This is a genomic window from Kribbella sp. CA-247076, assembly GCF_050942445.1.
In the GTDB taxonomy this organism is placed as follows: Bacteria; Actinomycetota; Actinomycetes; order Propionibacteriales; family Kribbellaceae; genus Kribbella.
This window is the reverse complement of record NZ_CP192051.1, coordinates 2650303-2676550: the sequence shown is the minus strand read 5'-3', so window position 1 is coordinate 2676550 and position 26248 is coordinate 2650303. Positions and strand designations below refer to the sequence as shown.

24 protein-coding genes are annotated in these 26248 nt (G+C 69.9%); 12 read left to right on the top strand and 12 right to left on the bottom strand.

Annotation, left to right across the window (positions count from 1 at the left end):
* The first annotated feature begins 15 nt into the window (after nucleotides 1–15).
* The 4 genes from lipA (at nucleotide 16) to ACQPYZ_RS12800 (ending at nucleotide 3640) form a co-directional block, all read left to right on the top strand.
* Complete coding sequence (gene lipA, locus ACQPYZ_RS12815; protein WP_433167716.1) at nucleotides 16–960, top strand: lipoyl synthase; 945 nt, start codon at nucleotides 16–18, stop codon at nucleotides 958–960.
* Between the two features lie 16 nt (nucleotides 961–976).
* Nucleotides 977–1672 (top strand): DUF4191 domain-containing protein, encoded by a 696-nt coding sequence (locus ACQPYZ_RS12810; RefSeq protein ID WP_433167715.1) that lies wholly within the window; start codon nucleotides 977–979, stop codon nucleotides 1670–1672.
* Between the two features lie 73 nt (nucleotides 1673–1745).
* On the top strand, nucleotides 1746–2129 hold the full coding sequence (locus tag ACQPYZ_RS12805; protein WP_433167714.1) for a VOC family protein: 384 nt from the start codon (nucleotides 1746–1748) through the stop codon (nucleotides 2127–2129).
* A gap of 218 nt (nucleotides 2130–2347) precedes the next feature.
* Complete coding sequence (locus tag ACQPYZ_RS12800) at nucleotides 2348–3640, top strand: class I SAM-dependent methyltransferase (RefSeq protein WP_433167713.1); 1293 nt, start codon at nucleotides 2348–2350, stop codon at nucleotides 3638–3640.
* A 59-nt stretch (nucleotides 3641–3699) separates the two neighbouring features.
* On the opposite strand, the gene ACQPYZ_RS12795 is transcribed toward ACQPYZ_RS12800, so the two are convergent.
* On the bottom strand, nucleotides 3700–4161 hold the full coding sequence (locus ACQPYZ_RS12795) for an RDD family protein (protein ID WP_433167712.1): 462 nt from the start codon (nucleotides 4159–4161) through the stop codon (nucleotides 3700–3702).
* Between the two features lie 192 nt (nucleotides 4162–4353).
* On the opposite strand from ACQPYZ_RS12795, the gene glnA reads away from it, so the two are divergent.
* Nucleotides 4354–5778, top strand: coding sequence for a type I glutamate--ammonia ligase (gene glnA / locus ACQPYZ_RS12790; protein WP_433167711.1), 1425 nt, complete (start codon nucleotides 4354–4356; stop codon nucleotides 5776–5778).
* 136 nt (nucleotides 5779–5914) lie between these two features.
* Complete coding sequence (locus ACQPYZ_RS12785) at nucleotides 5915–6502, top strand: GNAT family N-acetyltransferase (protein WP_433167710.1); 588 nt, start codon at nucleotides 5915–5917, stop codon at nucleotides 6500–6502.
* 55 nt (nucleotides 6503–6557) lie between these two features.
* Here the strand turns inward: ACQPYZ_RS12785 and ACQPYZ_RS12780 are convergent, their stop codons facing one another.
* Entirely contained in the window at nucleotides 6558–8456 is a 1899-nt protein-coding gene (locus tag ACQPYZ_RS12780) for a glycoside hydrolase family 76 protein (RefSeq protein WP_433167709.1), read from the bottom strand.
* 309 nt (nucleotides 8457–8765) lie between these two features.
* On the opposite strand from ACQPYZ_RS12780, the gene ACQPYZ_RS12775 reads away from it, so the two are divergent.
* Nucleotides 8766–9770 (top strand): hypothetical protein, encoded by a 1005-nt coding sequence (locus ACQPYZ_RS12775; protein WP_433167707.1) that lies wholly within the window; start codon nucleotides 8766–8768, stop codon nucleotides 9768–9770.
* 13 nt (nucleotides 9771–9783) lie between these two features.
* Here the strand turns inward: ACQPYZ_RS12775 and ACQPYZ_RS12770 are convergent, their stop codons facing one another.
* Nucleotides 9784–10689 (bottom strand): hypothetical protein, encoded by a 906-nt coding sequence (locus ACQPYZ_RS12770; protein ID WP_433167706.1) that lies wholly within the window; start codon nucleotides 10687–10689, stop codon nucleotides 9784–9786.
* A gap of 40 nt (nucleotides 10690–10729) precedes the next feature.
* Between ACQPYZ_RS12770 and ACQPYZ_RS12765 the strand changes: the two genes are divergently transcribed.
* A complete protein-coding gene (locus ACQPYZ_RS12765; protein WP_433167705.1) occupies nucleotides 10730–11035 on the top strand; it encodes a pyrophosphatase in 306 nt (101 codons plus the stop codon).
* Here the strand turns inward: ACQPYZ_RS12765 and ACQPYZ_RS12760 are convergent.
* The 3 genes from ACQPYZ_RS12760 to ACQPYZ_RS12750 are packed head-to-tail and all read right to left on the bottom strand — an operon-like array spanning nucleotide 11032 to nucleotide 13849.
* Entirely contained in the window at nucleotides 11032–12585 is a 1554-nt protein-coding gene (locus tag ACQPYZ_RS12760; RefSeq protein WP_433167704.1) for a DUF6297 family protein, read from the bottom strand. The two genes, ACQPYZ_RS12765 and ACQPYZ_RS12760, sit on opposite strands and share 4 nt — an antisense overlap.
* Complete coding sequence (ccmA, locus tag ACQPYZ_RS12755; RefSeq protein ID WP_433167703.1) at nucleotides 12582–13217, bottom strand: heme ABC exporter ATP-binding protein CcmA; 636 nt, start codon at nucleotides 13215–13217, stop codon at nucleotides 12582–12584. The genes ACQPYZ_RS12760 and ccmA overlap by 4 nt, the downstream gene beginning before the upstream one ends.
* Nucleotides 13214–13849 (bottom strand): O-methyltransferase, encoded by a 636-nt coding sequence (locus ACQPYZ_RS12750; RefSeq protein WP_433167702.1) that lies wholly within the window; start codon nucleotides 13847–13849, stop codon nucleotides 13214–13216. Before ACQPYZ_RS12750 ends, ccmA begins: the two co-directional genes overlap by 4 nt.
* A gap of 92 nt (nucleotides 13850–13941) precedes the next feature.
* Between ACQPYZ_RS12750 and ACQPYZ_RS12745 the strand changes: the two genes are divergently transcribed.
* Complete coding sequence (locus tag ACQPYZ_RS12745) at nucleotides 13942–14922, top strand: carbohydrate kinase family protein (protein WP_433167701.1); 981 nt, start codon at nucleotides 13942–13944, stop codon at nucleotides 14920–14922.
* A gap of 2 nt (nucleotides 14923–14924) precedes the next feature.
* Here the strand turns inward: ACQPYZ_RS12745 and ACQPYZ_RS12740 are convergent, their stop codons facing one another.
* The 3 genes from ACQPYZ_RS12740 to ACQPYZ_RS12730 are packed head-to-tail and all read right to left on the bottom strand — an operon-like array spanning nucleotide 14925 to nucleotide 20151.
* Nucleotides 14925–16205: an alpha/beta fold hydrolase gene (locus tag ACQPYZ_RS12740; protein WP_433167700.1), complete on the bottom strand. Its 1281-nt coding sequence runs from the start codon at nucleotides 16203–16205 to the stop codon at nucleotides 14925–14927.
* Between the two features lie 8 nt (nucleotides 16206–16213).
* Entirely contained in the window at nucleotides 16214–18739 is a 2526-nt protein-coding gene (locus tag ACQPYZ_RS12735; protein ID WP_433167699.1) for a polynucleotide kinase-phosphatase, read from the bottom strand.
* Nucleotides 18739–20151, bottom strand: a complete 1413-nt coding sequence (locus tag ACQPYZ_RS12730) for a 3' terminal RNA ribose 2'-O-methyltransferase Hen1 (protein ID WP_433167698.1) — start codon at nucleotides 20149–20151, stop codon at nucleotides 18739–18741. The genes ACQPYZ_RS12735 and ACQPYZ_RS12730 overlap by 1 nt, the downstream gene beginning before the upstream one ends.
* 342 nt (nucleotides 20152–20493) lie before the next feature.
* Here ACQPYZ_RS12730 and ACQPYZ_RS12725 point away from each other — a divergent pair, with 342 nt between their 5' ends.
* Entirely contained in the window at nucleotides 20494–20817 is a 324-nt protein-coding gene (locus ACQPYZ_RS12725) for a hypothetical protein (protein ID WP_433167697.1), read from the top strand.
* A 13-nt stretch (nucleotides 20818–20830) separates the two neighbouring features.
* On the opposite strand, the gene folE is transcribed toward ACQPYZ_RS12725, so the two are convergent.
* Nucleotides 20831–21451: a GTP cyclohydrolase I FolE gene (folE, locus tag ACQPYZ_RS12720; RefSeq protein ID WP_433167696.1), complete on the bottom strand. Its 621-nt coding sequence runs from the start codon at nucleotides 21449–21451 to the stop codon at nucleotides 20831–20833.
* A gap of 74 nt (nucleotides 21452–21525) precedes the next feature.
* Between folE and ACQPYZ_RS12715 the strand changes: the two genes are divergently transcribed.
* Complete coding sequence (locus tag ACQPYZ_RS12715) at nucleotides 21526–22218, top strand: helix-turn-helix transcriptional regulator (protein WP_433167695.1); 693 nt, start codon at nucleotides 21526–21528, stop codon at nucleotides 22216–22218.
* Nucleotides 22199–22711, top strand: coding sequence for a Cys-tRNA(Pro) deacylase (gene ybaK, locus ACQPYZ_RS12710; RefSeq protein ID WP_433167694.1), 513 nt, complete (start codon nucleotides 22199–22201; stop codon nucleotides 22709–22711). Before ACQPYZ_RS12715 ends, ybaK begins: the two co-directional genes overlap by 20 nt.
* 56 nt (nucleotides 22712–22767) lie before the next feature.
* Here the strand turns inward: ybaK and ACQPYZ_RS12705 are convergent, their stop codons facing one another.
* Both ACQPYZ_RS12705 and ACQPYZ_RS12700 read right to left on the bottom strand, forming a co-directional pair.
* Nucleotides 22768–24843 (bottom strand): phosphocholine-specific phospholipase C, encoded by a 2076-nt coding sequence (locus ACQPYZ_RS12705; protein WP_433167693.1) that lies wholly within the window; start codon nucleotides 24841–24843, stop codon nucleotides 22768–22770.
* Between the two features lie 53 nt (nucleotides 24844–24896).
* Nucleotides 24897–25976, bottom strand: coding sequence for a 3-deoxy-7-phosphoheptulonate synthase (locus ACQPYZ_RS12700; RefSeq protein WP_433167692.1), 1080 nt, complete (start codon nucleotides 25974–25976; stop codon nucleotides 24897–24899).
* Nucleotides 25977–26248 lie beyond the last annotated feature (272 nt).

Genomic DNA, 26248 nt, shown 5'->3' with positions numbered 1-26248 from the left:
CGTACTCTGGAGGACGTGACGATCGCCCCAGAAGGACGGAAACTGCTCAGGCTCGAGGTGCGCAACGCGGAGACCCCGATCGAGCGCAAACCCGAGTGGATCAAGACCCGGGCGAAGATGGGCCCGGAATACCAGGCGTTGCAGAAGCTGGTGAAGTCCGAACAGCTGCACACGGTCTGCCAGGAGGCGGGCTGCCCGAACATCTTCGAGTGCTGGGAGGACCGCGAGGCCACCTTCCTCATCGGCGGCGACCAATGCACCCGGCGCTGTGACTTCTGCCAGATCGACACCGGCAAGCCGGAGGCGCTGGACCGCGACGAGCCGCGCCGGGTGGCGGAGTCGGTCCGGACGATGGGCCTGCGCTACGCCACCGTGACCGGCGTGGCCCGCGACGACCTCGAGGACGGCGGCGCCTGGCTGTACGCCGAGACGATCCGGCAGATCCACGAGCTCAACCCCGGCACCGGCGTGGAGATGCTCGCGCCCGACTTCAACGCGGTCCCCGAGCAGCTGGCCGAGGTGTTCTCGTCCCGGCCGGAGGTGTTCGCGCACAACGTGGAGACGGTGCCGCGGATCTTCCGCCGGATCCGCCCCGGCTTCCGGTACGAGCGCTCCCTGGACGTGATCACCCAGGCCCGCGACTACGGCCTGGTCACCAAGTCGAACCTCATCCTCGGCATGGGCGAGCACCGCGACGAGGTCAGCCAGGCGCTGCACGACCTGCACGACGCGGGCTGCGAGATCATCACGATCACGCAGTACCTGCGACCCTCGGTGCGGCACCACCCGGTCGAGCGGTGGGTGAAGCCGGAGGAGTTCGTCGAGCTGCAGGCCGAGGCAGAGGCCATCGGGTTCGCCGGCGTGATGTCGGGGCCGCTCGTGCGTTCGTCGTACCGGGCCGGTCGGCTGTACCGTCAGGCTGTGGAGTCGCGGATGAACGCCGCGGCGCAGAACGCATAACAGGGATCCGGGAGAGATGGCCAAGAACGACGCGCCCGCCGAGAAGACCAGCCGGCTCAAGCAGATCCGGTCGGCGTACCAGCTGACCAAGAAGTCCGACCCCAGGATCGGTCTGGTGCTCGCCGGGATCTTCCTCGGCATCGTCGCCGTGTTCGTGGCGCTCGCGTTCCTGGTGGGGCCGCTGCTGGTGTGGCTGCCGCTGGGCGTGGCGATCGCGTTCCTCCTCACCACGATCGTCTTCGGCCGGCGGGTGGAGAAGGCGGCGTACAGCCAGATCGAGGGCCAGGCCGGCGCGGCCGCGTCCGCGCTGCAGACGCTCCGCCGCGGCTGGAACGTGACGCCCGCGGTCGCGGTCACCAAGAACGCCGACATCGTGCACCGCGTCGTCGGCCGGCCGGGCATCGTCCTGGTCGGCGAGGGCCAGCCGAGCCGGGTGAAGAACCTGCTGCAGGCCGAGGGCAAGAAGCACTCCCGGGTGGCCGGCGGCGCGCCGGTGATCCAGATCGTCGCCGGTCAGGGCGAGGACGAGGTCGACATCCGCAAGCTGACCAAGCACGTGATGAAGCTGCCGGCCGCGCTCCAGCCGTCCGAGATCACCGACCTGCTGCAGCGGCTGAAGGCGCTGGACGCCGTCCGCCCGCAGGTGCCGATGCCGAAGGGGCCGGTCCCGACCAGCCTCAAGGGCGCCCGCCAGGCGATGAAGGGCCGCTGAGACCGGTCGATCCGGGGTCTCCCCGTTCGTCATCCAGGAGTGAGATCATCCCTGGCGAACGAGGAGGCCACGCATGACCGTCGACGACGTCTTTCCGATCGTGACCAGTGCCGACCTGGACCGGATGCTGCCGTTCTACCGGGACGTGCTCGGTGGTGAGGTGCACTACCAGTTCCCGCCCGAGGGCCCACCGGCGTACGTCGGCCTGCGGTTCGGGAGCGCGTCCTTCGGGCTCGGGCACGATCCCGGCCACAAGCGACCCGACGGGGGTACGCCGCCGATCGCGCTCTGGCTGTACGTCGACGACTGCGACGCGAGCGTGGAGCGGATCCGGGCGGCCGGCGGCCGGATCGTCGAGGAGCCGGCCGACCAGCCGTGGGGCGAACGGATCGCCCGGGCCGAGGACCCGGACGGCAACCAGCTGATCCTCGGCCAGCGGACCACCCCACCCGACTGATCATTCGTCGCCTCTTCACCCACCTGCGGGTGGCAGGTCGAATGCGGCCGTCACCGAGGGTGAAAAGGCGACGAATGATCAGCGGGTGGGGTAACTCGGCGACCGCTGAGTAGTTGATCTGTCGTGACGTGGCACGAGAGTGCCTTCGTGTCGCGCTGTGGGGCGGGGGTTGGGCCTTAGGGTGCGACCAGGACGATCGAGACACGAGGTAGAGGGTGATGACGGATCTCATGCCGGCGGTGCATCGGCCGATGGCCGAGACCTGGCCGACGCTGGCCCGGCCGCGGTCGAACCCGGTCCGCCGGGCCGGCGCCGCGGCCGCGATCCGGATGATCGCCAAGGACCTCCCGGCGACGATCCATCTGGACAGCAACCGCTCGTACGGGCTCGGCGGCCCGGCCATGCGGGTGCACCGCACGTCCGACTTCCTGGACCGGCTCGGCCACGACGCCGGCTCGGGGTTCGGCGAGGCCTACCTGGCCGGTGACTGGGATCCCGAGCCGGGCACCGACCTGGCCGACCTGCTCGTCCCGTTCGCCGAGCGGTTCAGCAACGAGGAGACCCGGCACCTGCTGCCGAAGTGGGCCCAGTCGCTGCGCTGGCTGGTGACCCGGTCGCAGCCGGGTGACCAGGAGAACGATCGCGCCGGTGCCCGGGAGAACGTCAGCCGGCACTACGACCTGAGCAACGCGATGTTCTCGACGTTCCTCGACCCGACGCTGACCTACTCGGCGGCGTACTTCGGGGACCCGGGACCGGGCACGGCCACGGCCGATCTCGCGACGGCGTCGTACGACGAGCTGACCCAGGCGCAGCTGAACAAGCTGGACTCGATCCTCGACGCGGCCGGCGTGGTGTCCGGGTCGCGCGTGCTCGACATCGGGTGCGGGTGGGCCAGTCTGGCGATCCGGGCCGCTCAGCGGGGCGCCTGGGTGACCGCGATCACGATCGCTTCCCAGCAGGCGTTGCTGGCGCAGCGCAAGATCGCCGAGGCCGGGGTGAGCGACCGGGTGCAGGTCGCGCTGCGTGACTACCGCGACCAGATCGGCGAGTTCGACGCGGTCCTCAGCGTGGAGATGATCGAGGCGGTCGGCGAGAAGTACTGGCCGGTGTACTTCGACGCGATCGAGCGGCGGCTGGCGCCCGGCGGGGTCGGCGTCGTCCAGGCGATCGTGATGCCGCACGAGCGGATGCTGGCCACCCGGAACACCTTCACCTGGGTGCAGAAGTACATCTTCCCCGGCGGCCTGATCCCGTCGATCAAGGTGATCGAGGACGTCACCGCCCAGCACACCGGCCTGCGGACCGAGGTCGTCCGGCACCTCGGCGCCGACTACGCCCGCACGCTGCGGATCTGGCGGAACCGCTTCATCGAGCAGTGGCCGGCGATCGAGGCGCTCGGCTTCGACGCCACCTTCCGGCGGATGTGGGAGTTCTACCTCGCGTACTCCGAGGCCGGCTTCCGCACGCGCTACCTGGACGACGTCCAACTGCGGCTCACGAGACGCTGACGGCGTACCGCGGGTGCTGGCGGATCGCGGCCGACCAGGCGCGTGCGGCGTACGAACTGCTAGCGGCGGACGACGACTGTGCCGGCGGCGCGGTCGTGCAGGCCGCGGTAGTCGCGGTCGAAGACGACGGCGGGGATGACCAGGCAGATCAGGAAGGTCCGGATCACGCCGGCGAGCAGGCCGGGCTGGGTGGTGTAGCCGACGCCGCCACGGACCGGGATGACGCGCAGGCCGCAGACCCGGTGGCCGATCGTCGACCCGGCCAGGCCGGCCAGGATCGCGGTCATCACGAAGAACGTGACCAGCTGCGCGGTGTTGTAGTCGTTGCCGCCCGCCCACATCGGCTTGGACGTGATCGCGGACGCGACCAGGCCGGCGATCAACCAGTCGAGGAACAGTGCGAGCACCCGGCGGACCCAGCCCGCCACCGACCCCGGGCCGTCCTCCGGCAGGCCGAGCCGGTTGCCCGGAAACCGGAATTCTTCGGTGGGTCCTGTGCCCGGCTGCGGGGTTGATGCCATGATGGCTAGCCTACGGACACGCCCGTGGGCCGGTCACAGCGGACCGGCGAGATCTCAGGGCGTCACCGTCGTACACCAGTGGGTCAGCGCGGACACGCTGGGCGTAACATCCGCGAAACATCAGGGTCACGACGGAGTAATCGTCGGGCCCTACGTTCGGACGTAATCTCTGAGCCACCCCGAGGAGTACGAATGTTTTCCAGCGCTGAGGAGCTGCTCGCCTACGTCAAGGACGAGGGCGTCGAGATCGTCGACGTCCGGTTCTGCGACCTGCCGGGCATCATGCAGCACTTCACCGTCCCGGTGTCGTCGTTCGGACCGGAGGTCTTCGAAGAGGGCCTGGCGTTCGACGGGTCGTCGGTCCGCGGTTTCCAGCAGATCCACGAGTCCGACATGATGCTGCTGCCCGACCCGACCAGCGCGTTCATCGACGAGTTCCGCGGGACCAAGACGCTGGCGATCAACTTCTTCGTGCACGACCCGCTGACCGGTGAGGCGTACTCGCGGGACCCGCGCAACATCGCCCGCAAGGCCCAGGAGTACCTGAAGTCGACCGGCATCGCGGACACCGCGTTCTTCGCGCCCGAGGCCGAGTTCTACATGTTCGACGACGTCCGGTTCGAGACCAAGCAGAACACCGGCTACTACTCGATCGACTCGATCGCCGGCGCCTGGAACACCGGCCGGGTCGAGGACGGCGGCAACCGCGGCTACAAGGTCCGCTACAAGGGTGGCTACTTCCCGGTCGCGCCGACCGACCACTTCGGCGACCTGCGCGACAACATCACGCTGGCGCTGGAGCGCTCCGGGCTGGTCGTCGAGCGCGCCCACCACGAGGTCGGTACGGCGGGTCAGGCGGAGATCAACTTCCGCTTCGACGAGCTGCTGAAGTCGGCCGACAACGTGATGAAGTTCAAGTACATCGTCAAGAACACCGCATGGGCGGCCGGCAAGACCGCGACCTTCATGCCGAAGCCGATCTTCGGTGACAACGGCTCGGGCATGCACTGCCACCAGTCGCTGTGGTCCGGCGGCGACCCGCTGTTCTACGACGAGTCCGGGTACGGCGGCCTGTCCGACACCGCCCGCTGGTACATCGGCGGCCTGCTCAAGCACGCGCCGTCGCTGCTCGCCTTCACCAACCCGACGGTGAACTCGTACCACCGCCTGGTGCCGGGCTTCGAGGCGCCGGTCAACCTGGTGTACTCGCAGCGCAACCGCTCGGCCTGCATCCGGATCCCGATCACCGGGTCGAACCCGAAGGCCAAGCGGATCGAGTTCCGCTGCCCCGACCCGTCGGCGAACCCATACCTGGCCTTCGCGGCCCAACTGCTGGCCGGCCTGGACGGCATCCGCAACAAGATCGAGCCGGTCGACCCGGTCGACAAGGACCTCTACGAGCTGCCGCCGGAGGAGCACGCGGGCATCCCGCAGGTCCCGACCTCGCTGCCGGCCGTGATCGACTCCCTCGAGGCCGACCACGACTTCCTGCTCGAGGGCGACGTCTTCACCGCCGACCTGATCGAAACCTGGATCGACCTCAAGCGCGAGAACGAGATCGCCCCCATCCAGCTCCGCCCCCACCCCCACGAGTTCGAGCTCTACTACGACGTCTGATCCCGCACCCGCGGGCAACAGCGCAAACGGCGGCAGACCTGGGAGACCCCTCCTCCCACGGTCTGCCGCCGTTTCACGTTGCCGGCGGTGGGGCTACCGGACGTAGATCGTCCGGAATGGGGGGTACGTTGCCGGCATGGCCGAGTTCAGGATCGGGGCGCTTACGCCGGAGACGTTCGATGACTTTGCCGCTCTGGTCGAGCGGAACAAGGGGATGTTCGCCAGCTGCTGGTGCACGCATTTCCATCCCGAGTGCGCGGAGAAGGGGCAGACCGCCGAGGGGAACCGGGTGCTCAAACAACGACTGGTGGTCGAGGGGATCGCGCACGCGGCGCTGGTGTACGACGGCGACCGGGCCGTCGCGTGGGCGGAGTACGGAACGCCCGAGGAGCTGCCCAACATCCAGCACCGCAAGGAGTACGTCGCCACCGCCGAGCGACTGCCCGACTACCGGGTCACCTGCATCCTCGTCGAGCGCGACCATCGCGGTCAGGGCCTGGCGGCGATCGCCCTGCGCGGAGCCGTCGAGCTGATCGCGCGGGCCGGCGGCGGCGTGGTCGAGGGCTACCCGCACGACACCGGCGGGGTCCGGAAGAAGAACTCGTCGTTCCTCTACAACGGCACCCGCACGATGTACGAGCGCGAGGGCTTCACCTACGACCGGCCCAAGGGCCTCGGCAACTGTGTGATGGTGCGCGAGGTGGCCCCGAGCACCCGCGCCTGAACCCGTCCAGCGACCGGCCCGGCATGTGAAGTCCGGGCCGACCGCTGTCTGGTGCTCAGCCGGTGTACGTCGCGGTGGCGTGGTAGAGGCGGCCGCCCCAGCCTTCTTCGGGGTGGGAGTCGGCGATGCGGACGAAGGCGGTCTTGTCCGGACCCAGGTGAGGGGTGAGGTCGAACGTGAGCGTGGCCTTGTTCTCGCCGTTGTGGATGTGGTCGGTCTCCTCGGCCACGGTGGTCCACTGCTCGCCGTCGCCGCTCACCTGGACGACGTACTCGTTGTCGATCGTCAGCGACACCGAGGCCGCGGTCGTGGTGGTCGGGAACGGGAAGCGGTAGACGAAGTACGCGTTGCCGTCGGCGAAGCGGTTCTGGACGCCGTTGCTCGCCGAGCCGCCTGCGTCCCACAGCCACGGACTCTCGGCCGGCGTACCGGTGTCGAAGTCGGCCTCGTGCGCGACCAGGATCTCGGCCTGTGTGGTGAAGGACAGTTGCGGGCCGGACGTCGCGGTCACGGTCACCAGGTAGCGGCCGTCCGGCGTACCGGCGGGGATCGCGACGTCGAGTTCCACGCTCGCCTTCGCGGGTACGGCGTTCCCGGTCGGGCGGAGCGTCGCGGTGGCCCGGCTCGGGGTCACGCTCCAGCCTGCCGGGGCGGTCGCGCGTACGTCGGCCTTGATCCGCTGACCCCTCGGCGCGGTGGCCTGTAGCCCGGCCACCATCGTGACGGTGGTCGCGGCACCGCTCGCGGGCATCACGACCGGCTGGGCCGGAGTGATTGTCGCCGACAACGACCGCACCGGCGGTCGCGCTGGTACGACGGCGATCAGCGCGCTGAGCGCACTCGCCTGGGTCCGCCAATCGAAGACGTTCGGACGATCGGGACTCGGGGATCCGGCCCACCGCAGGCCGAGGCGTCCGGCCGCGTCGCGATCGTGCTCCCAGATGGTTGCGGCCTGCTGCGCTTGGAACGCGCGGTAGCGGGCGTTGTGCGTGGTGTCGGTGAGGTCCATCCAGTAGCGCATGAAGATGCCCTTGAACTGCTTCTGGTTGTCGTCGCACGACCGGCCCGGCGCCTCACACCACTCGGTCAGTACGCCGTTCGACACCAGTCCACCGGTTGCGATCGCCGAGTCGGCCAACCGCCGTACGGTGGTCAGCAGACGCGGATCGCGGGTCGCCCGCCACAGCTCGAGACCGGCTCCGATCGCGAGCCCCTGGTTGTAGGTCCACACCGTGTCGTTGTTGCTCTGGCACGTGCCGGTGTTCAGGCCGTCGTTCACCAGACCGTCGGCGTTGATCATCCCGCTGCCGGTGAACCAGCTCCAGCCCTCCTTCGCCCGGCCGAGCCAGTGCCGGTCCCCCGGGATCCGGTTGTGCAGTTCGGCGGTGAGCCGGATCCAGAGACCGTTGGTCACTGCGTTCTTGTACGTACGCTCGGCGTCCCACCAGACCCCGCCACCGCACGTGTCGTCCCAGTAGTCCTCGACGTACTCCGCGATCGTGACCGCCATGTCGAGGTACTTGCGGTTCCTGGTCAGGTCGTAGGCCTGGATCCAGTTCAGCGCCCACCACTCGGAGTCGTCGATGGCGCGGCTGGTGAAGTTGCCGAGCAGCGGGTCGCCGGACAGGTAGCCGGCCGGGAACTCGCCCTTGTTCTGCTCGAACGTCTTGTCCAGCTGCGGCAGGTAGCGACGGTCGCCGGTGCGCTCCATGTAGTCGCCGATCGTCTGCAGGGCGACGGCGGAGTTCCACCAGCTGGACGGGAACCAGGCCTTCACCGGGTCGTACGAGCTCATCAGTACGTCGGCAGCGACCCGGGCCCGCGCCGTCGCGGTCGGGCCGTCGTCGCCTCCTCCCGGCTGGGCTGTGGCGGACGGCAGCGACACCAGACCGGCGGCCAGCGTGGCCACGCCGGCCAGCAGCGCGGTCAGGACGCGCGGACGACTCATCACCATGATCGGATCTCCTCGAGTGCTTCGGGCGGGATGGTCCCCGAGGTTGGAAACGTTTCATTGACTCGCTGGAGTATCGTTGCCGCCTCCGACAACGATGTCAATGGCCTGCCATCCGGAGGAGCTCGGGCGCGTGGCCGACCTACGTGATGCGGGCCGGTGTCCGCCGTCGATAGGGTGCCTGTCCTGGGGATGAACTTGCTCGCCGAATGGGCTCCCACTGCTTGACGGCCGCGTGCCGAGTGTGATCGGTTGATTACCGAGTGCCAACGATGGGTATGCGGTGCTCGTGAGGCACGTGAGGAGCACGTAATGGTCACTTATCTGCCGCGATCCGCCTGGAGGGCGCGGCCGCCGAACGGCGGTCCGGGCAACCTGACCACCTCCCGGGTGCAGGGCGCGGTCATCCACTGGCCCGGGACCGGGACGACGACCGGTATCCACAGCCAGGCGGCGGTGGCGTCCGCGCTGCGCGGCTGGCAGAACTTCCACATGGACGACCGCGGCTGGTCGGACATCGCGTACCAGATCGCCGTCGACCAGGCCGGCCGCGCCTGGACGCTGCGCGGTCTACGGGTCCAGTCCGGCGCCAACGGCAACGCCGATCTGAACGAGCGGTACGGCGCGATCCTGCTGGTGCTCGTCACCGGCGAGCAGCCGACCGCCGCCATGAAGGCGACCACCCGCGGGGTGATCGCCGACTTCCGCAGGATCTTCCCCCGGGGTACGGCGATCCGGCCGCACTCCGCGGTCCGGCCGGACGGCACCGACTGTCCCGGCCCCGCCGCCCGGGCCGCGATCGCTCGCGGCGACTTCACCCCCACTTCGTCGGAGGACGACATGACGCCCGCGCAGATGCAGGAACTGAAGAACTTCATCGAGGCCCGCAGCCAGGCCTACGCGCTCTGGGTGCACCGGCAGCTGCGCAAGGACCTGTCGGCGGTGGTGAAGGCGTACGCGCTCGACATCAAGAACTACGAACGCCAGACCGACGCCGCCGACGCCCAGCGGGCGGCCGCGGCCGTGTGGGCGTCGGCGCCCGACAACTTCGAGCCGAAGCCCACCCCGGACCCCGAGGGCGAGCCCGACCCGGCGGCCGAGCCCTACCTCCTCCTGCCCGACCCCGACCCGATGCCGACCGTGGACACCACCCCGGATCCCGCTCCGGACCCAACTCCTGTCAACGGCGACGGCAGCGCTCCGCCGGTCGCGGCCGACGGCGACGGCACCGCTCCCACAGCCTCAGGCGAAACCGGCGCACCCACCGAGTCCGGCGCAGACCCAGAGCCGAATCCGACGCCGTACCCGCAGCAGTAGTCGTCGTCGCCCGTCAACGCCCTGCGGCCTCGAGCACCCGCAGGGCGTTGAGGGTGATCATCTCGTTCGGCCCGCTCCGCCCCCAGTCCACGACTTCCGGCGTACGGTTGCTGCCCGGCAGGTTCCACCACTGCTGCCCGGCGTACCAGCGACCGTCCGGCCGGCGCCGGCGCTCCAACTCGTCCAGCGCGTCCCCGGCCCGTTCGTCCCGCGCGAGGCCGAGCCGCGCCAGCACGAGCAGCCCCTGCAGGATGTCGTAGTGCCAGTACGGCGGATAGCTCGGCCGCAACCACCTCTTGTTGATCGGCTCACCCGTCGAGAGGCTCCGGAACACCCGGTGCTCCAGAAACAACTCCCCAGCCCGTACGGCGGCATCACGCGCGGCCGTGTCACCAGTCGCCAGGTAATACTCGTGCAGCCCCCACGCAGCCGGATGCGTCTCGTGGAACGACGAACGCCGACCGGACGCAGTGCGGTCGCAGTTCCAGCCACCATCGGGCCACTGCCACTCCACCAGCCCTTCGGCCAACTGCTGCACCCGGGCGTCGTCGGCCATCCCCAGTCGACTGCACGCAGCGAGCGTGTTCCCCTCGATCGACGCGCACCGCCGTACCAGGCCGTCGACCACGCTCACGCCGTACTTGAGCGACCGCATCACCTCGTCGAGGTCGTACTCCGCCGCCTCAACCGCCCGCGGCTCCCCCGTCGGCACCTCCAGCTCCACCAACGCCACGATCCGCCAGTGCGCCCCGGTCCACTTCCGGTAGGCCCGCTTGTCCGCGCACGCCCCCGTCAGCAACGACTGCATCCACGGCCCACTCAACACATCCTCGCGATGCTCCTCCCCCAGCAGATCCCGCCGAGCCATCCCCCGCACGGCCGGCTCCTCGGACTCCAGCAACCACCCCACCACATCCATCCGCCCATTCTGTGTCGGCGCTGGGTGGTTGGGTAGGCGCGTGGAGATTGCGGAGCTGTCCGAGCGGTTGGAGAAGTTGTCGGTGCGGTACGGCGAGGTGCTGGGGTTCGAGCGGGATGCGGACTGGTTCCTGCTGAAGTTGCAGGAGGAGATGGGCGAGCTGACCCAGGCCTACCTCCAGCACACCGGCCGCGCGCGGACCAAGGGACTCAGCGCGGAGCAGATCCGCGACACGTTCCACCAGGAGTTCGCCGACGTCTTCTGCCAGCTCCTACTCCTCGCCCGGCAGCACGACGTCGACCTGCCGCGCGAAATCGACCGCAAGTGGCTCGCCCGCGAGGTCTAGTCCGTCTTGGGGCGGATCGAGAACATGAGGGTGAGGACTGTGGTGGGGATCGCTACCGCCCAGAGTGGGGGGAGGCCGAGGAGGACGGGGGCCAGGCAGAGGAGCAGGAGGTCGAAGCCTCGGAGGGGTTGGGAGAAGAGGCCCGGCGGGATGGCGCCCATCGGGGAGGCGATCAGGGGGCCCGCGTACGACGGGGGTCGTGCGGAGGCCTGGCGGACGGTGCCGGAGAGGATGCCGGCGGCAACGGCGAAGGTGCTCGCCCCGTCGGCCAACGCGGGCAGAGCCAGCAAACACCAGACCGTGGTGAATCCGGCCGGCACGACCGCCATGACGATCCGGAGCTCGCGCAGCTCCATCCCGAGGGCGCGCACGAGCCCGGTCGACCGGCACACCGACCGCAGCCCGTCCAGCAACGGCCGTACGGCGATGAACCCGGCAACGCCGGCCGCGACCGGCACGAGCACCTGAAGCCCGGTGCCCGCGACGGCGTACGGAACGATCAGCAACCCGAATCCGATCACGAGCCGCCGAGGCCACCGCAGGATCCGCCGGAACTCCCGGTGTACCAGCGCCGCACCTCGAGACCCTCGCCCACGCCGCGACCGGACTCGCCCCTGCAGCCGCCAGTGTCTGCTGGCAACGACGTCGGCGAGCATGCTGACATCCAGACTGCTCGCCGCACCCGCAAGGCCAGCCAGCAGATCACCGCCGGCAATCACTGTGGTCCGGGTGAGCCGGTCGAGCGTGCGGGCGGTCATCACTACCAGCACCACAGCAAGCACCACGGCGCCTGCGAGCACGAGCAACACCGCGAGGTTGTACAGCGCTATCGAGCTCTCAACGTCGCCCACGAAGCCCGACTCAACCGTCGCGTAGGCGGGAGTCAGGGTCAGGCGCTCAGGTTGTTGGAATGCAAGCACCAACGCGGGGATCGCAGCCGCGACCAACAGCAGGTCCGCGATCCGCAGCGCCCACCGCGTACGCCCGGCCGACTGCTGAGCCCACACCGTCACGCAGGCCGTGCAGACCAGGAGGGCGCCGACGATGCCCGCCGCCAAGGCCACCTCGGACCACATCGACCCCAGCAACGCCCAGACGATCGCCGACGTCAGGAAGCCGACCACACTGACCACGGCCATCAGGGTCCAGTACGACGGACGTAGCAAACCGGACCGGCTCACCGGAGTGGCGAGCAGCCAGAATCCGGCAGCCCGGGACGCGGACACCGGCCCGATGGCCAGCAGCAGCCGCAGGGTTGTTGCCACCAGCAATGGCAGCAAGATCCACGGCATCCATTGCGTCAGCTCGGCGCAGGCCGGTGACGTGCAGTGGGCGGCGGTCGTGTTCAGATGGCGAATGACGTTGCCACCGGACGCCGCGGCCATGGCGAGCGTGAAGAGGATCAGGTAGACGTCCTCGAAGATCTGCCAGAACGAGCGGTCCGCGTGCCGGCGGCGGGTGGTGCGCATCCAGCGGCGCAGGGCGCGGGACGACGGGATCGCGCCGAAGTCGGCCGGATCGAAGACGACCGGCCCTCCATCAGCGGTCATGGGGCTGGGGTCAACCGCACGACGGAGTCGGCGACGGCTTCGACCAGGGCGGGGTCGTGGCTGGCGAAGAGGATCGACGTGCCGGATTCCTTCTCCGCGATCAGGCGGTCCGACAGCCACTGCACGCCATCGGTGTCCAGTCTGGCCTCGGGCTCGTCGAGGACCATCAGCGTTCGCGGCCGGACCAGCGCCGTCGCCAGCGAGAGGCGACGGCGCTGACCCGAGGACAGCGATCCCGGCAACTGGTCGGCGGCCGGCAGCAGCCCGATGTCGTCCAGCGTGGTGTCGACCAGGTCCTCCGGCGAGGCGTTGCCGTGGGCCCGGGCGAGCAGGTCGAGGTGTTCGGCCGCGGTCAGGTCGGGGAAGAAGTCGAGGTCGTCGAGCAGCGTGGCGACGTCCCGCCGTACTGCGTCCGCGCGCTCGTCGATCGGGACGCCGTCGAGCAGGATCGTGCCGGCCGCGGGATCGGCCGAGCCGACGATGCACTTGAGCACGGTCGTCTTGCCGGCGCCGTTCGGCCCGACCAGCGCGATCGCCTCACCGGCGGCCAGCGTGAAGGTCAGGCCTTCGATCACCGGTCGGTCGCCGTACTTGTGCTGCAGCTCCTCCACCGCAAGCCGCGGCGCGCTCACTTCTTGCGGACCAGGGTGAGCCCGTCGCCGATCCCGAGCATGACGACGTCGACGCGGTCGTCCTTGGCGATGTGCGCGTTGAACTCCTTGCGGTCCGCCGGACCGTCCGCGTCCGCGACGCGTCCGCCGGCCAGGGTGTTGTCGAACAGCATCAGTCCGTTCGGCCGGATCACCTCCACCAGCCGCTCGAAGTAGTCGACGTACCCCGGCTTGTCGGCGTCCACGAAGGCGAGGTCGAACGAGCCGTCCAGCGCGGCCGCCAGCTCGTGCCCGTCGCCGATCCGCAGCTCGATCTTCGCCGCGACCCCGGCCCGGTCCCAGTACCGGCGGCCGATCGCGGTCCACTCCTCGCTCGCGTCCAGGCAGATCAGCCGGCCGTCGTCCGGCAGCCCGCGGGCGATCGCGAGCGCGGAGAACCCGGTGAAGGTGCCGATCTCGACCGCCCGGCGGGCCGAGATCAGCCGGGTCAGCGTGGTCAGCAGCGCCGCCTGGTCGGCCGTGGTCAGCATCCGGGAGACGTCGCCGAGCTGCCAGGTCTCGGCCACCAGGTCGGTGGCGATCTCGTCCAGCGGCATCCCGTGCCCGACCATGTAGTCGTGCAGCTCGTCGGTGACGAGTACCTGATTCCCCATCGAATTCCCGCCTTCTGTGTATTAGATCGGTCGCCTGTAGTCTCTATGGGTTGCCGAGAAGCCGCGCACCCACCCCACCGAGGAGCACCCGTATGCGCATCGCCGTCGCCGGTTCGATCGCGACCGACATCCTGATGACGTTCCCGGGCCGGTTCAAGGACCAGTTCCTCGAGGAACAGATGCACAAGGTCTCGCTGTCGTTCCTGGTCGACGAGCTGGTCGTGCACCGCGGCGGCGTCGGCGCGAACATCTGCTACGGGATGGCCCAGCTCGGCCGGCCGTCGCTGCTGGTCGGGTCGGTAGGGGCGGACTTCGCCGAGTACGGCGCCGCGCTCACCGAGGCCGGCGTGGACGTCTCCCACGTCCGCGTCTGCGAGAACGTCCACACCGCCCGGTTCACCTGTACGACGGACCTGGACGCGAACCAGATCGCCTCGTTCTACACCGGGGCGATGGCCGAGGCGCGGGAGCTCGACCTCGGCGCGATCCACGCCGCGTCCGGCGGGATCGACCTCGTGCTGATCGGCGCGGACGACCCCGAGGGCATGCTGAAGCACACCGAGCTGGCGAAGGCGCACGGCATCGCGGTGGCGGCGGACCCGTCGCAGCAGCTGGCCCGGATGGAGGGCGAGGACATCAAGCGGCTCGTCGACGGCGCGGAGTACCTGTTCAGCAACGAGTACGAGGCCGGCCTGATGGTGCAGAAGACCGGCTGGAGCCACGACGAGATCCTGCAGCGCGTCGGCGTCCGCGTGACCACCCACGGCGGCGACGGCGTGGTGATCGAGAACACCGGCGGCATCCTGGCCAAGGTCCCGGCCGTGCCGGCGCCCAACCTGGTCGACCCCACCGGTGGCGGTGACGCCTTCCGGGCCGGCTACCTGACCGGCCGCGCCGCGGGGCTCGACCACGAGGCCGCCGCTCAGGTCGGCTGCACCCTGGCCACCACGGTCCTCGAGACCGTCGGCACCCAGGAGTACACCCTCGACCGCCCGTCCTTCCTCGAGCGCCTCGCCGCCGCCTACGGCACCCCGGCCGCGGCCGCCGCGGCGACCGCTCTCAAGCTGAGCTGACGTCATCCTGCCCGGACGCCGCCGCCCACGGATCGGACGAGTTCGGTCAGCCGGTTGAAGACGCGTTCCGCCGACAGACCGTCGTGTTCGTACTCGTTCGTCACCCAGGCCTGCAGGTTCCCGACGCGGGCGGCGGTGTCCAGTTGCAGGCCGGAGTCGACGAACATGTCGTCGTAATAGACCGCCGCGGCCACTGGTACGTCGTTCGCGGCCAGCCGGTCCAGGTCGTACAGCGACGACCACTGCGGCCGGGACGCGAGCACCTCGACCGCGCCCTGGAACGGACGCAGGATGCGGATCTCGGAGAACATCCAGGGGTACATCATCTCGCCGGTGAACAGCAGCGGGCGGGCGTCCTCGGCGAACTCCGGGTGCAGCGCTCGCTCGGCCTCGGCCGCCCAGCCGGTCGCCCCGGCGCCGGATCCGTAGATGCTCTCCTGCAACGCCGCGAACAACGGACCACCGGCGTACGATGACCGATCGAGCACCTGACCCAGGAACGTGTCCGACAACTCGTCCCCGTCGAACGCCTCGTCCACCAGCCAGTGCATGCGCTCGTACCCCGGCTTCATCCCGAAGTCGATCCCGAGTGTCTGAAACCGCCGCACAGTCAGCCGGTCGCCGTCCGGCAGCCGTACGTCGTCCGCCGCGAGCCGGTCCGCGATCGCGCCGACCCGCTCGACGTCGTGCGGGTAGCGCCGGTAGAACTCCCGGGTCTTCGCGGCGACCCGGGGATACGTCCGGCGGTACACCTCGGCCGCCGACGGGTCGATCGACGCCAGCCCACCGGTCACGTAGCACGCGGTCAGGCCTTCGGGAGCCTGCGAGAGATAGGTCAGCGTGAGGAAGCCGCCGTAGCTCTGGCCCAGCGTCGACCACTTCGCACCGCCGAACACCCTCGTCCGCAGGTGCTCCGCATCCCGCACGATCGAGTCCGCCCGGAAGCTGGCCAGGTAGTCGGCACCCTCCTCGGCGGTCGCGAACGACGCCATCCGCCGGCCGGTGATCGGCGTACTGCGCCCGGTGCCGCGCTGGTCGAGCAGGATCACCCGGTAGGTCTTCAACGCCTCCCCGATCCACCCGGACCGCTCGGTCGGCCGCGGCCCTTTCCCACCCGGCCCACCCTGCAGGTACAACAGCAACGGCAAGTCCTCGTCCCGCCGCACGGGGTCGACGAGCTCACGCGCGAAAACAGTGATCGTCGCACCGGGATCCGCCCAATCCAGCGGCACCTCGACCTCGTGCTCCCGAACAAACATCCCCGGAATGGTGTAACTGATCATCACGTCTCCTAGAGCCGCGGGTCGACGGGTTCGGACTCGAGGGCGAGGACGGCGAAGACGCATTCGTGGATGCGCCAGAGGGGTTCGCCGCGGGCGGCCCGGTCGAGGGCTTCGAGACCGAGGGCGTACTCGCGCAGAGCGAGCGAGCGCTTGTGTCCGAGGTTGCGGTCACGCAGCCGCTCGAAGTTGGCCGGCTCGGTGTAGTCAGGACCGTAGATGAGCCGCAGGTACTCCTGCCCGCGCACCTTCAGCCCCGGCTGAGCCAGTCCCTTCCCGGTCCGGGTCAGGTTGGCGGCCGGCTTCACGACCATCCCCTCCCCGCCGGCGCCGGTGAGCTCCTCCCACCAGGCGATCCCCGCGTCCCAGTTGCCGGAGTCAACGAACAGGCGCCGCGTCGGCGTAATCAGCTCCGGGCCGGCGGCAACGAGTCGGTCCGCGATCCCCAGGTGCCAGGCGTGGGGTCGATCCTGGTACGTCGCCCCTTCGGATGCGAGCACCTGGAACGGAGCCAGCCGGACTCCGTCGAGCCCAGCGGTCGGCCAGCAATACCGCCGGTACGCCGCGGTGAAGCGCTCCGCGTTCGTCGTACGGCGCTGGATCCGGGCCAGCTGATCGCCGACGTCCAGGCCGGCCGCGAGCGCCGACTCCAGGGCGGTGGTGGCCGCGGGCAACGACGTACGGGCGGCCGCGCCGACGGCGGCGTACTGGTTCCGGAGCAGGTCCTCGGCCTTCGCGCTCCACGGCAGCAACTCGGCGTCGAGCACGAGCCACGAGGTGTCGAGCTCCTCAAAGATCCCCGCCTCCGTCACAACGGCCCGCAGCCGGACCAGGAGCTCGTCGGTCAGCGGTCCATCGAAGAACGACCGCCCGGTGCGGGTGTGGATCGCGCCGCGCCCGGCGAGGCCGAAGCGTTTCTCCGCGACGTCGTCGTCGCGCGTCAGCAAGACGACGGCGCGCGAACCCATGTGCTTCTCCTCGCACACGAGCTCGGTCACACCCTGCCCGTGGTACGTCTCGAAGGCCTGGCGCGGATGCTCCAGCAGGCCCGGCTCCGAGGAGGTCGCTACCGGGCTCATCGTCGGCGGAAGGTACAGCAGGAAGCGTGGGTCGATCGCGAACCGGCTCATCACCTCGAGCGCGGCACCGGCCTGCTCGGCGCGGATGCTCAGCCGTCCGTGCGTGGTGGTCTCGATCACCCGGCGGCCGGTGACGTCGGTCAGCTCGAGTACGTCGGGCTCGCGGGTCGGAGCGGTTGCCACGTGCAACGGTTTCGCCGGGGCGTAGTACTCCTCGGCCGCCTGCACTGACACCAGCTCGCGTTCCGGGTAGCGCAGGGCGGTCAGCGATCCGCCGAAGACGCAGCCGGTGTCGAGGCAGATCGTGTTGTTGATCCACTCCGGCTCGGGCGTCGGGGTGTGGCCGTAGACGACCATCGCGCGACCGCGATACTCGTTCGCCCACGGGTAGCGGACCGGGAGGCCGAACTCGTCGGTCTCCCCGGTCGTCTCGCCGTACAGGCAGAACGAACGGACCCGGCCGGAGGTGCGGCCGTGCATCCGCTCGACCAGGCCGGCGTGCGAGACCACCAGCCGGCCGCGGTCGAAGACGTAGTGCGAGATCAGGCCGTCGACGAACGACTCCACCGCCTCGCGGAACTCCGGCGGCTCGTCGGCCAGCTGCTCGAGGGTGGTCTCGAGGCCGTGGCTGATCTTGACGTTGCGACCTCTGAGGGCCCTGAGCAACTTGTCCTCGTGGTTGCCGGGAACGCAGTACGCGTAGCCGTTGGCAACCATTCCCATGACGAGCCGCAGTACGCCGGGAGTGTCCGGACCGCGGTCGACCAGGTCACCGACGAACACGGCCCGCCGGTCCGGGTGTACGGCGTCGATCGCACGGCCGGCCGGGTCGCGGGTGATCGCATAGCCGAGCTCGGTGAGCAGCTGCTCCAGCTCGGCCCGGCAACCGTGGACGTCGCCGACGATATCGAACGGACCGGTCTGGTCGGTCAGGTCGTTGAACAGCCTGGTCCGCTCGATGCTGATGGCATCGATCTCCTCGACGCTCTCCAACACGTGGACGGTGCGGAAACCTTCGCGTTTGAGACTGCGGAGACCACGCTTCAGCTGCGACCGCTGGCGGGTGATCACCTTCGCGCCGAACTGCCGGTCCGGCCGCTGCTCGTTCCGCTCGACACACACGCGCTCCGGCGGATCCAGGACGATCGCGACCGGCAGGACGTCGCACTCGCGGGCGAGTGCGACCAGCTCCTTGCGGGCCTCCGGCTGCACGTTGGTCGCGTCGACCACCGTCAGCCGTCCGGCCGCGAGCCGCTTGCCCGCGATGAAGTGCAACAGCTCGAACGCGTCCTTCGACGCCGCCTGATCGTTCTCGTCGTCCGAGACCAACCCCCGGCAGAAGTCGCTGGAGATCACCTCGGTCCTCTTGAAGTGCTTCAGCGCGAACGTCGACTTCCCGGACCCGCTGACGCCCACGAGGACCACCAGGCACAGTGCCGGAATCTGCAGCTCGGTCATCAGCCGGTCACCTTCTCCCGGAGCTTGAAGAGCGCGAGCTGAGTGGGCGGGCCGACATCCCGATCCACTGGCCCGACGGGACGGAGCTCCACCGAGTACTCGTAGAGATCAGCTACCTCCGTCGCCCAGGTGGTGAACTCCTGGCGGGTCCACTCGAAGCGGTGGTCAGGGTGGCGGAACGCCCCGGCGGGTAGCGAGTCGAAACGCACGTTGTACTCGCTGTTGGGGGTGGTCACGACGACGGCAGCCGGGCGGGCGGCCTGGAACACGGCCTTCGCCAAGGCGGGCAGGCGGGGCGGGTCGACGTGCTCGATCACCTCCATCAGGACGGCGGCGTCCAGGCCGGCCAGGCGGTGGTCGGCGTACGTCACGGACGACTGCAGGAACCGCAGCCGCTCACGCTGACGGTCCGGCAGGTCGTCGTACCGCAGCCGTCGTTTCGCGCCGACCAGCGCCCGCGCGGACACGTCCGTCGCGAACAGCTCCGCGATCATCGGGTCCTTCAGCAGCTCCCCGACCAGCGCGCCCTCACCGCACCCGAGGTCCGCGATCCGCCGCGCCCCGAGCTCCTTCAGTACGGCGGCGACCGTCGTACGACGCTCGACCGCCAGCGACACCGGTCCCTCGGCGTCGTCCGGGACGGCCTCCGGCTCCGTCAGGCCGTCGGCTTCGGCGAGCCGTTCGAGCGCGGTGTCGGCCAGGTAGCGCCGGTGCGCCAGGTACCGCCGGGAGATCAGCTCCTTCTCCGGGTGCGCACCGAGCCACCCCGAGCCGGCGCGCACGAGCTTGTCGACCTCGTCGGACCCGACCCAGTAGTGCTTCGCGTCGTCCAGCACCGGCAGCATCACGTAGAGGTGGTTGAGCGCCTCCGCGAGCCGGAGTACGCCGCTCAGCCGCAGGTCGACGTACCGCGAGTCACCCCATGCCGGGATCTCCGGATCGAGCGGCACCGGACGCGCGTCGACGGTCCACCCGAGCGGACCGAACATCCGCTCGGCCAGCTCCGCACCGCCGTGGCACGGCAGCGCCGGGACGTGGATCTCGAGCGGGATCGGACGCGCGGCCAGGTCGGGGCGGGCGTCGCAGCGGCCGTTCATCGCCGTCCGGAACAGCTTGCCCAGAGCGACCGCGAGCAGGCTGGACGCGGCGTACGGGCGGTCGTTGACGTACTGCCCGAGCGTGAACCCTTCCGTGGCCTTTCCCCGGCCGGACCGGACGAGGGCGATCGGGTCGATCTCGAGCAGCACGGCCGCCGTACACCGCTCGTCGGTCGCCTCCGGGTAGAAGACGTACGCACTGCCACCGGTGATCTCGATGCCCTGCGGTCGCGCCGGATTCTTGTGCAACAGGAACCCGAAGTCGCTGGCGGGTCCGTCGATTCCGGCAAGGTCGGTGGCAAGCGTCAGGAACACTTCCGTATTCGATCACGACCGGCGGCCACCGGACATCGAATAAAGCACCCGCTTTGTCAGGAGTTGCCGGCGGCCGGACGGCCGAGGAACGAGACACGCTGACAAGGGTCTGGCGTGTTGCCCGGAATGGTCCTAGCTTGTTTCCGAGAAGATGTGTCGCTACAGACCGTCCTTCCCCGCTGACAGTCGGTATTTGTCCCCGGTTTGTGGCGAGCGCCCACCCACGCCGAACCACGGGGAAAGGACCATGGCACCCTCAGGCCAACCCAGTTCCACCAGTCCCTCGACCAGTCCCTCCGCAAGCCCCTCGAGCACCGAAGGCCGTCCCGGCGAGGTCCGCCGGTGAAACCGCAGACCTTCGAACTCGTGCGCTACACCGACATCAGCGGAGTCTCCGGGACGGGCGTCGTCGCGGAGGGGTGCGTCTTCACCGACGGCTCGGTCGCGCTGCGCTGGCACGGAGCGAACCCGTCGACGGCCGTCTGGCCGGACCTCGACTCCATCCTCGCCGTCCACGGCCACTGCGGCGCGACCGTCGTCCGCTGGCTGGACGTCTCCGAGATGGAGCCGGTCCCCGGTACGGACCTGCTGCCCGGCGAGGTCGCGCACATCCTCGCCACCGGACGGAATACCCATCACCACCCGTCGGCGGTGGCGACGGCCTGATCCCAGGCCTGAGCTACGGCGTCAGGCCGGTCAGGGCGAAGAACTCCTGCCGGGAGCCTGGGTTCTCGCGGAGGATCCCGTGCAGGGACGAGGTCACCGTGCGGGAGCCGGTGGCGCGGACGCCGCGCAGCGACATGCACTGGTGCTCGGCCTCGATCACCACGCCGACGCCCTTCGGCGCGAGGTGGTCCTGGAGCCAGTCGGCGACCTGCTTGGTCAGCCGCTCCTGCACCTGGAGGTCGCGGGCGAACAGCTCGACCACGCGGGCCAGCTTCGACAGCCCGAGGATCCGCTCACCCGGCAGGTAGCCGACGTGCGCGACGCCGTGGAACGGGAGCAGGTGGTGCTCGCACAGCGACTGCACCGGGATGTCCTTGGCCAGGACGAGCTCGTCGTACCCCTCGTCGTTCGGGAACGTGGTCAGCTCGAACTCGCGCGGCGTCAGCATCTCGGCGTACGCGTTCGCGACCCGGCGCGGGGTCTCGGCCAGATGCGGGGTGTGCGGGTCCCGGCCGAGCGCGGTCAGCAGGTCGGCGACGGCCCGCTGGGCGGCGGGCAGGTCGATCTCCGACCGGCCGGCGACGATGCGAAGGGGCCCATGCAGCACGGACTCGAGGTCAGCCGAAATCGCCATCTACACTCCCTGATTCCTCAACGAGGTCTCATCATAACTGTTTCATCAACTGATGTTGGCGATAGAATCATTCCGTGGACACCTCCTGGGACGCGCAGGTCCAGGCGGTCGCCGTCCTCGAGGAACCGACCCGGCGCCGCCTCTACGAGTACGTCGTCGCCCAGCCCGCGCCCGTGGGCCGCGACGAGGCCGCGACCGCCCTCGGCATCCCGCGGAACACCGCCGCGTTCCACCTGGAGAGGCTGACCGAGGAAGGCCTGCTGGCGACGTGCTTCGAGCGCCGCACCGGCCGCTCCGGCCCGGGCGCGGGCCGGCCGGCCAAGCTCTACCACCGGTCGGACCGTGAGATCGACCTCACCCTGCCCGAGCGTCAGTACGCCGTCGCCGGCCGTCTGCTGGCCGCCGCGGTCACGGACGCCGAGGCGAGCGGCGGTTCCCCGCGCGAGGCGGTGAACCGCCGGGCCCGGGACTACGGCGAGTCGCTCGGACGGACGGCGAGCGGCAGCTCGCTGACCCGGATCCTGGCCGCCCACGGCTTCGAGCCGCGCCCCGACAAGGACGGCATCGCGCTCGCGAACTGCCCGTTCCAGCGGATCGCCAAGGACCAGCCGCAGCTGGTCTGCGGGATGAACCTGCACCTGCTCGCCGGGCTGATCAGCACCCTCGAGCTGCCGTACGAGGCCCGGCTCGAGCCGACCCCCGGGAACTGCTGCGTCCGCCTGGTCCCCGCCGGTCTAAGCTCGGCGGGTGGCCAAGAGCAAGCCTGAGAGCAAGCCCAAGAACAAACAGAGTCAGGGCACGCCGGCGACGGTCGCGCTGACGAAGGCGAAGGTCGAGTTCACCGCGCACACCTACGACCACGACCCAGGGGCGAAATCGTACGGGCTGGAGGCCGCTGAGGCGCTCGGACTCGCACCGGAGCAGGTGTTCAAAACCCTGCTCGTGGAGGTCGACGGAAAGCTCACCGTCGGCGTCGTACCGGTGGACAAGCAGCTCGACCTGAAGGCGATCGCGGCCGCGGCCGGCGGGAAGAAGGCGGTGATGGCCGACCCGGCGGCCGCCGAACGGACGACCGGGTACGTGGTCGGCGGCATCAGCCCGATCGGCCAGAAGCGCGCGCTCCCGACCGTCGTGGACGCCACCGCCACCGGCCACGACACCGTCTACGTGTCCGGCGGCCGGCGCGGCCTCGACCTCGGGCTCGCGCCGGCCGACCTGATCACCATCACCAAAGCGCGGACCGCCCCCATCGCCCGCTGACCCGCCTCGCCCGCTGACCCCTGCCCCGGCCGACACTCGGCCGGGGACAGAAGGCCTCAGCCGGTGATGCTCGGCTTGCCGGTCTCCAGGTGGCCGGTCAGCCGGCGACGGTACGACGAGTCCTCGGCGGTCGTCACCTCGACGTCGTACCAGCCATGGGCGGTCGGCCAGTCCAGCTCGCGGGTCTGCCGGCCGCGGAGCTCGACCGTCAGCGTCCGGCCGGCGTAGCCGCGCGACTTGACCTTCAGCGTCAGCGGCTTGCGTGACGTGTTGACCAGGGCGAGCTCGAGCGAGTGCCCGTCCCGGCGGGCGCGGACGTCCAGGCCGGCCGCCTCGCCGTCCGCCGTACCGGCCAGCTCGACCCAGAACCGGTTCGGTCCCTGGACGGCGACCTCGTACGGCCCGGCGACCGGGATCTCCTTCACCGCTTCCCGGCGTACGTCGAGGTGCTCGGGCACCGGCAGCTCACCGCCGTACGAGTAGATCGCGAAGTGCGCCGCCTCTTCGCCCTTGTTGCCCAGGGTCAACGTCAGCTTGCCATTGGCAACGAAGCCGGAAGCCGACGGCTGGTAGGGCAATGGACGGGCTGGGCGGTAGCCGGGCTCCTGCCGCGGCACGGCCTGGTCGGCCGGCGGCTCCGGCTTCCAGCGGGCGATCGGCGCCGGCACCGGGCCGGGCGCGTCCACCGACGGCTGCCGGTACCCGCGGTCGAAGTCGAACGCCGAGGTCAGGTCACCGCAGGCGGTCCGCCGCCAGTTGCTGATGTTCGGCTCGCGGACACCGGTCCAGCGTTCGAGGAACCGGACCACCGAGGTGTGGTCGAACACCTGCGAGTTCACGTGGCCGCCGATCGACCACGGCGAGACGACCGTCATCGGCACCCGCGGACCCAGGCCGATCGGCTGACCGGCGTACCAGTCGTCGCTCTCGCCCGTGGCGGGCCGGGGCGCGACCGGCGGCGGGACGTGGTCGAAGTACCCGTCGTTCTCGTCGAAGTTGATGAACAGCACGGTCTTCGACCAGGTCTCCGGGTCGGACGCGATCGCGTCGAGCAGGTCGTAGACGAGGTTCGCGCTGCCGACCGGCGTGGACGCGCCGGGGTGCTCGGAGTCGACCGCGGACGGCACCAGCCAGCTGACCTGCGGCAGCTTCCCGGCCTTGATGTCGGCCCGTAGCCGCGGGATCAGCGACTCCGGCTCCGACCGGTACATCGCCTGGTGGAACAGCTTCCGGTCCTTGGCCGGCTGCTTGGCGACCGCCGCCGCCAGTTGCTTCAGCGCCTCGGCCCGCTCGGCCGGCGTCTTCGCGAACAGCTTGTCGTAGAACTCCTCGGTGGTTCGGTAGCCGCCCGGGACCGACGCCAGGATCCGGCGGCCGAGATCCTTGAAGGTCTTGAAGTACTCGACCGCGTTGTCGGTGAAGTTGTCCCACTCCTGGTAGATCTGCCACGACACCCCGGCCCGCTCGAGCCGTTCCGGGTACGACGTCCAGTCGTAGCCCTGGTGGTCGTAGGAGTACGCCGCGTTCGTCACCGCACGCTGCGTCGTCCCGGGCTCGTACCCCGTCGTCCCGGACCACAGGTAGTTGCGGTTCGGGTTGGTGGAACCGTTGACGGAGCAGTGGTAGGCGTCGCAGATCGTGAAGGTCTCGGCGAGCTCGTACTGCAGCGGGATGTCGCGGCGGTCGTAGTGGGTCATGGTGGCGGCCGTCTTGGCCTGGACCCAGTCGTCGTTCCAGCCGTTGCCCCAGGCCTGGGTGGCGTCCTTGAACCCGTGCGGCAGGTCACCGAGGTACTGGATGTCGTCCGCGTCCCGGCCGGCGTCCGCGGCCGCCTTGCGGATCGAGAACGGCAGCACCTCGCCACCGCCTGCCTTCGGCTGGTGGAACACGCTCCGGCCGTTCCGCAGCCGCAGCGGCTGCCGGTCGCCGAAGCCGCGGACCCCGCGCAGCGTCCCGTAGTAGTGGTCGAACGAACGGTTCTCCTGCATCAGCACGATCACGTGCTCGACCGCGCGCAGACCACCGCGCCTCACCGGTTGCGCCATCGCCGTGTGCAGCGACGGGGGAAGCAGCGATGCCGCCACTCCCCCCGCCGCCGACCCCAGCACCAGACGCCGAGAAATCTCAGTCATGCCCGGGACAGTAGGCCCGCCCTGTAGCCGCCATTTGGCCACGGGGTGAACAGCTATCCGCGCCGGGCGACCGCCGCGTCCCGCAGGTTCTCGAGCACCGACTCGGTCGTCTCCCAGCCCATGCAGGCGTCGGTGATCGACTGGCCGTAGGTGAGCTCGCGGGTCGGGTCGAGCTCCTGGCGTCCCTCGGCCAGGAAGGACTCCAGCATCACCCCGACGATCGCGCGGTCGCCGGCCGCCACCTGACGGCCGATCTCCGCCGCGACCACGGGCTGACGGCGGTGGTCCTTGCGGCTGTTGCCATGGCTCGCGTCCACGACCGCACGCTCCTGCAGACCGGCCTTGCGGAGCAGTTCCATCGCGCCGGCGACCGAGTCCGCGTCGTAGTTCGGTCCGCTGTCGGAGCCGCGCAGGACGAGGTGGCAGTCCGGGTTGCCGCGGGTGTGCAGGATCGCCGGGGCGCCGTCGTGGTCGATACCGGTGAAGACGTGCGGCACGGAGGCGGCCTTGATCGCGTCGACCGCCGTACCGATGCTGCCGTCGGGACGGTTCTTCATGCCGATCGGCATCGACAGACCGGACGACAACTGCCGGTGGACCTGGCTCTCGACCGTCCGCGCGCCGATGGCGCCCCAACCGACGGTGTCGGCGATGTACTGCGGCGTGATCGGGTCGAGGAACTCGCAGCCGACCGGGAGGCCGAGCTCGAGGACCTGCAGGAGCAGCTGCCGGGCCGTCCGCAGACCGCGGTTCACGTCGCCGGAGCCGTCGAGGCCCGGGTCGTTGATCAGGCCCTTCCAGCCCAGGGTCGACCGCGGCTTCTCGAAGTACACCCGCATGACCACGAGCAGGCCGTCGGAGAGTCGCTCGGCCACCGGCCGGAGGCGCTCGGCGTACTCGAGGGCGGCCTGGGCGTCGTGCACCGAGCACGGGCCGACGACGACCAGGAGGCGGTCGTCCACGCCGTTCAGTACGTCGGCGACCGCCTGCCGGCCGGTGACGACGCGCTCGGCGAGTGCGTCACTCAGCGGCAGTTCGTCGTGCAGGGCGAGCGGCGTGATCAGCGGGACGGTCTTCTCGATCCGCCGGTCGACGACGGCCGCCTGGCTGGTTCGCTGCGGGAGGGTGTTCATCTGCTGGGATCCTTCGGGGTCTGGCCGGCCCGGCCAGGAGGACCCTGAGCAGCGCCGGCGGGAACGAGAAAAGGCAAGGACGCATGTCCTTGCCTTCGGGCCGGCTCTGGTGTCTTCGGTTGGGCGTCAGCAGGCGGCTGAGTCGCCCGGCACCAAGGCCGGCCACTCAAAAAATCGCCAATAGCTGCGCTTCACGAGATCGACCCTACCATCCGCTTGCCAGCCTCTTGCCGGCCCTGTACCAGTAACCGCGGACGGGTCGGCGTCGTTGA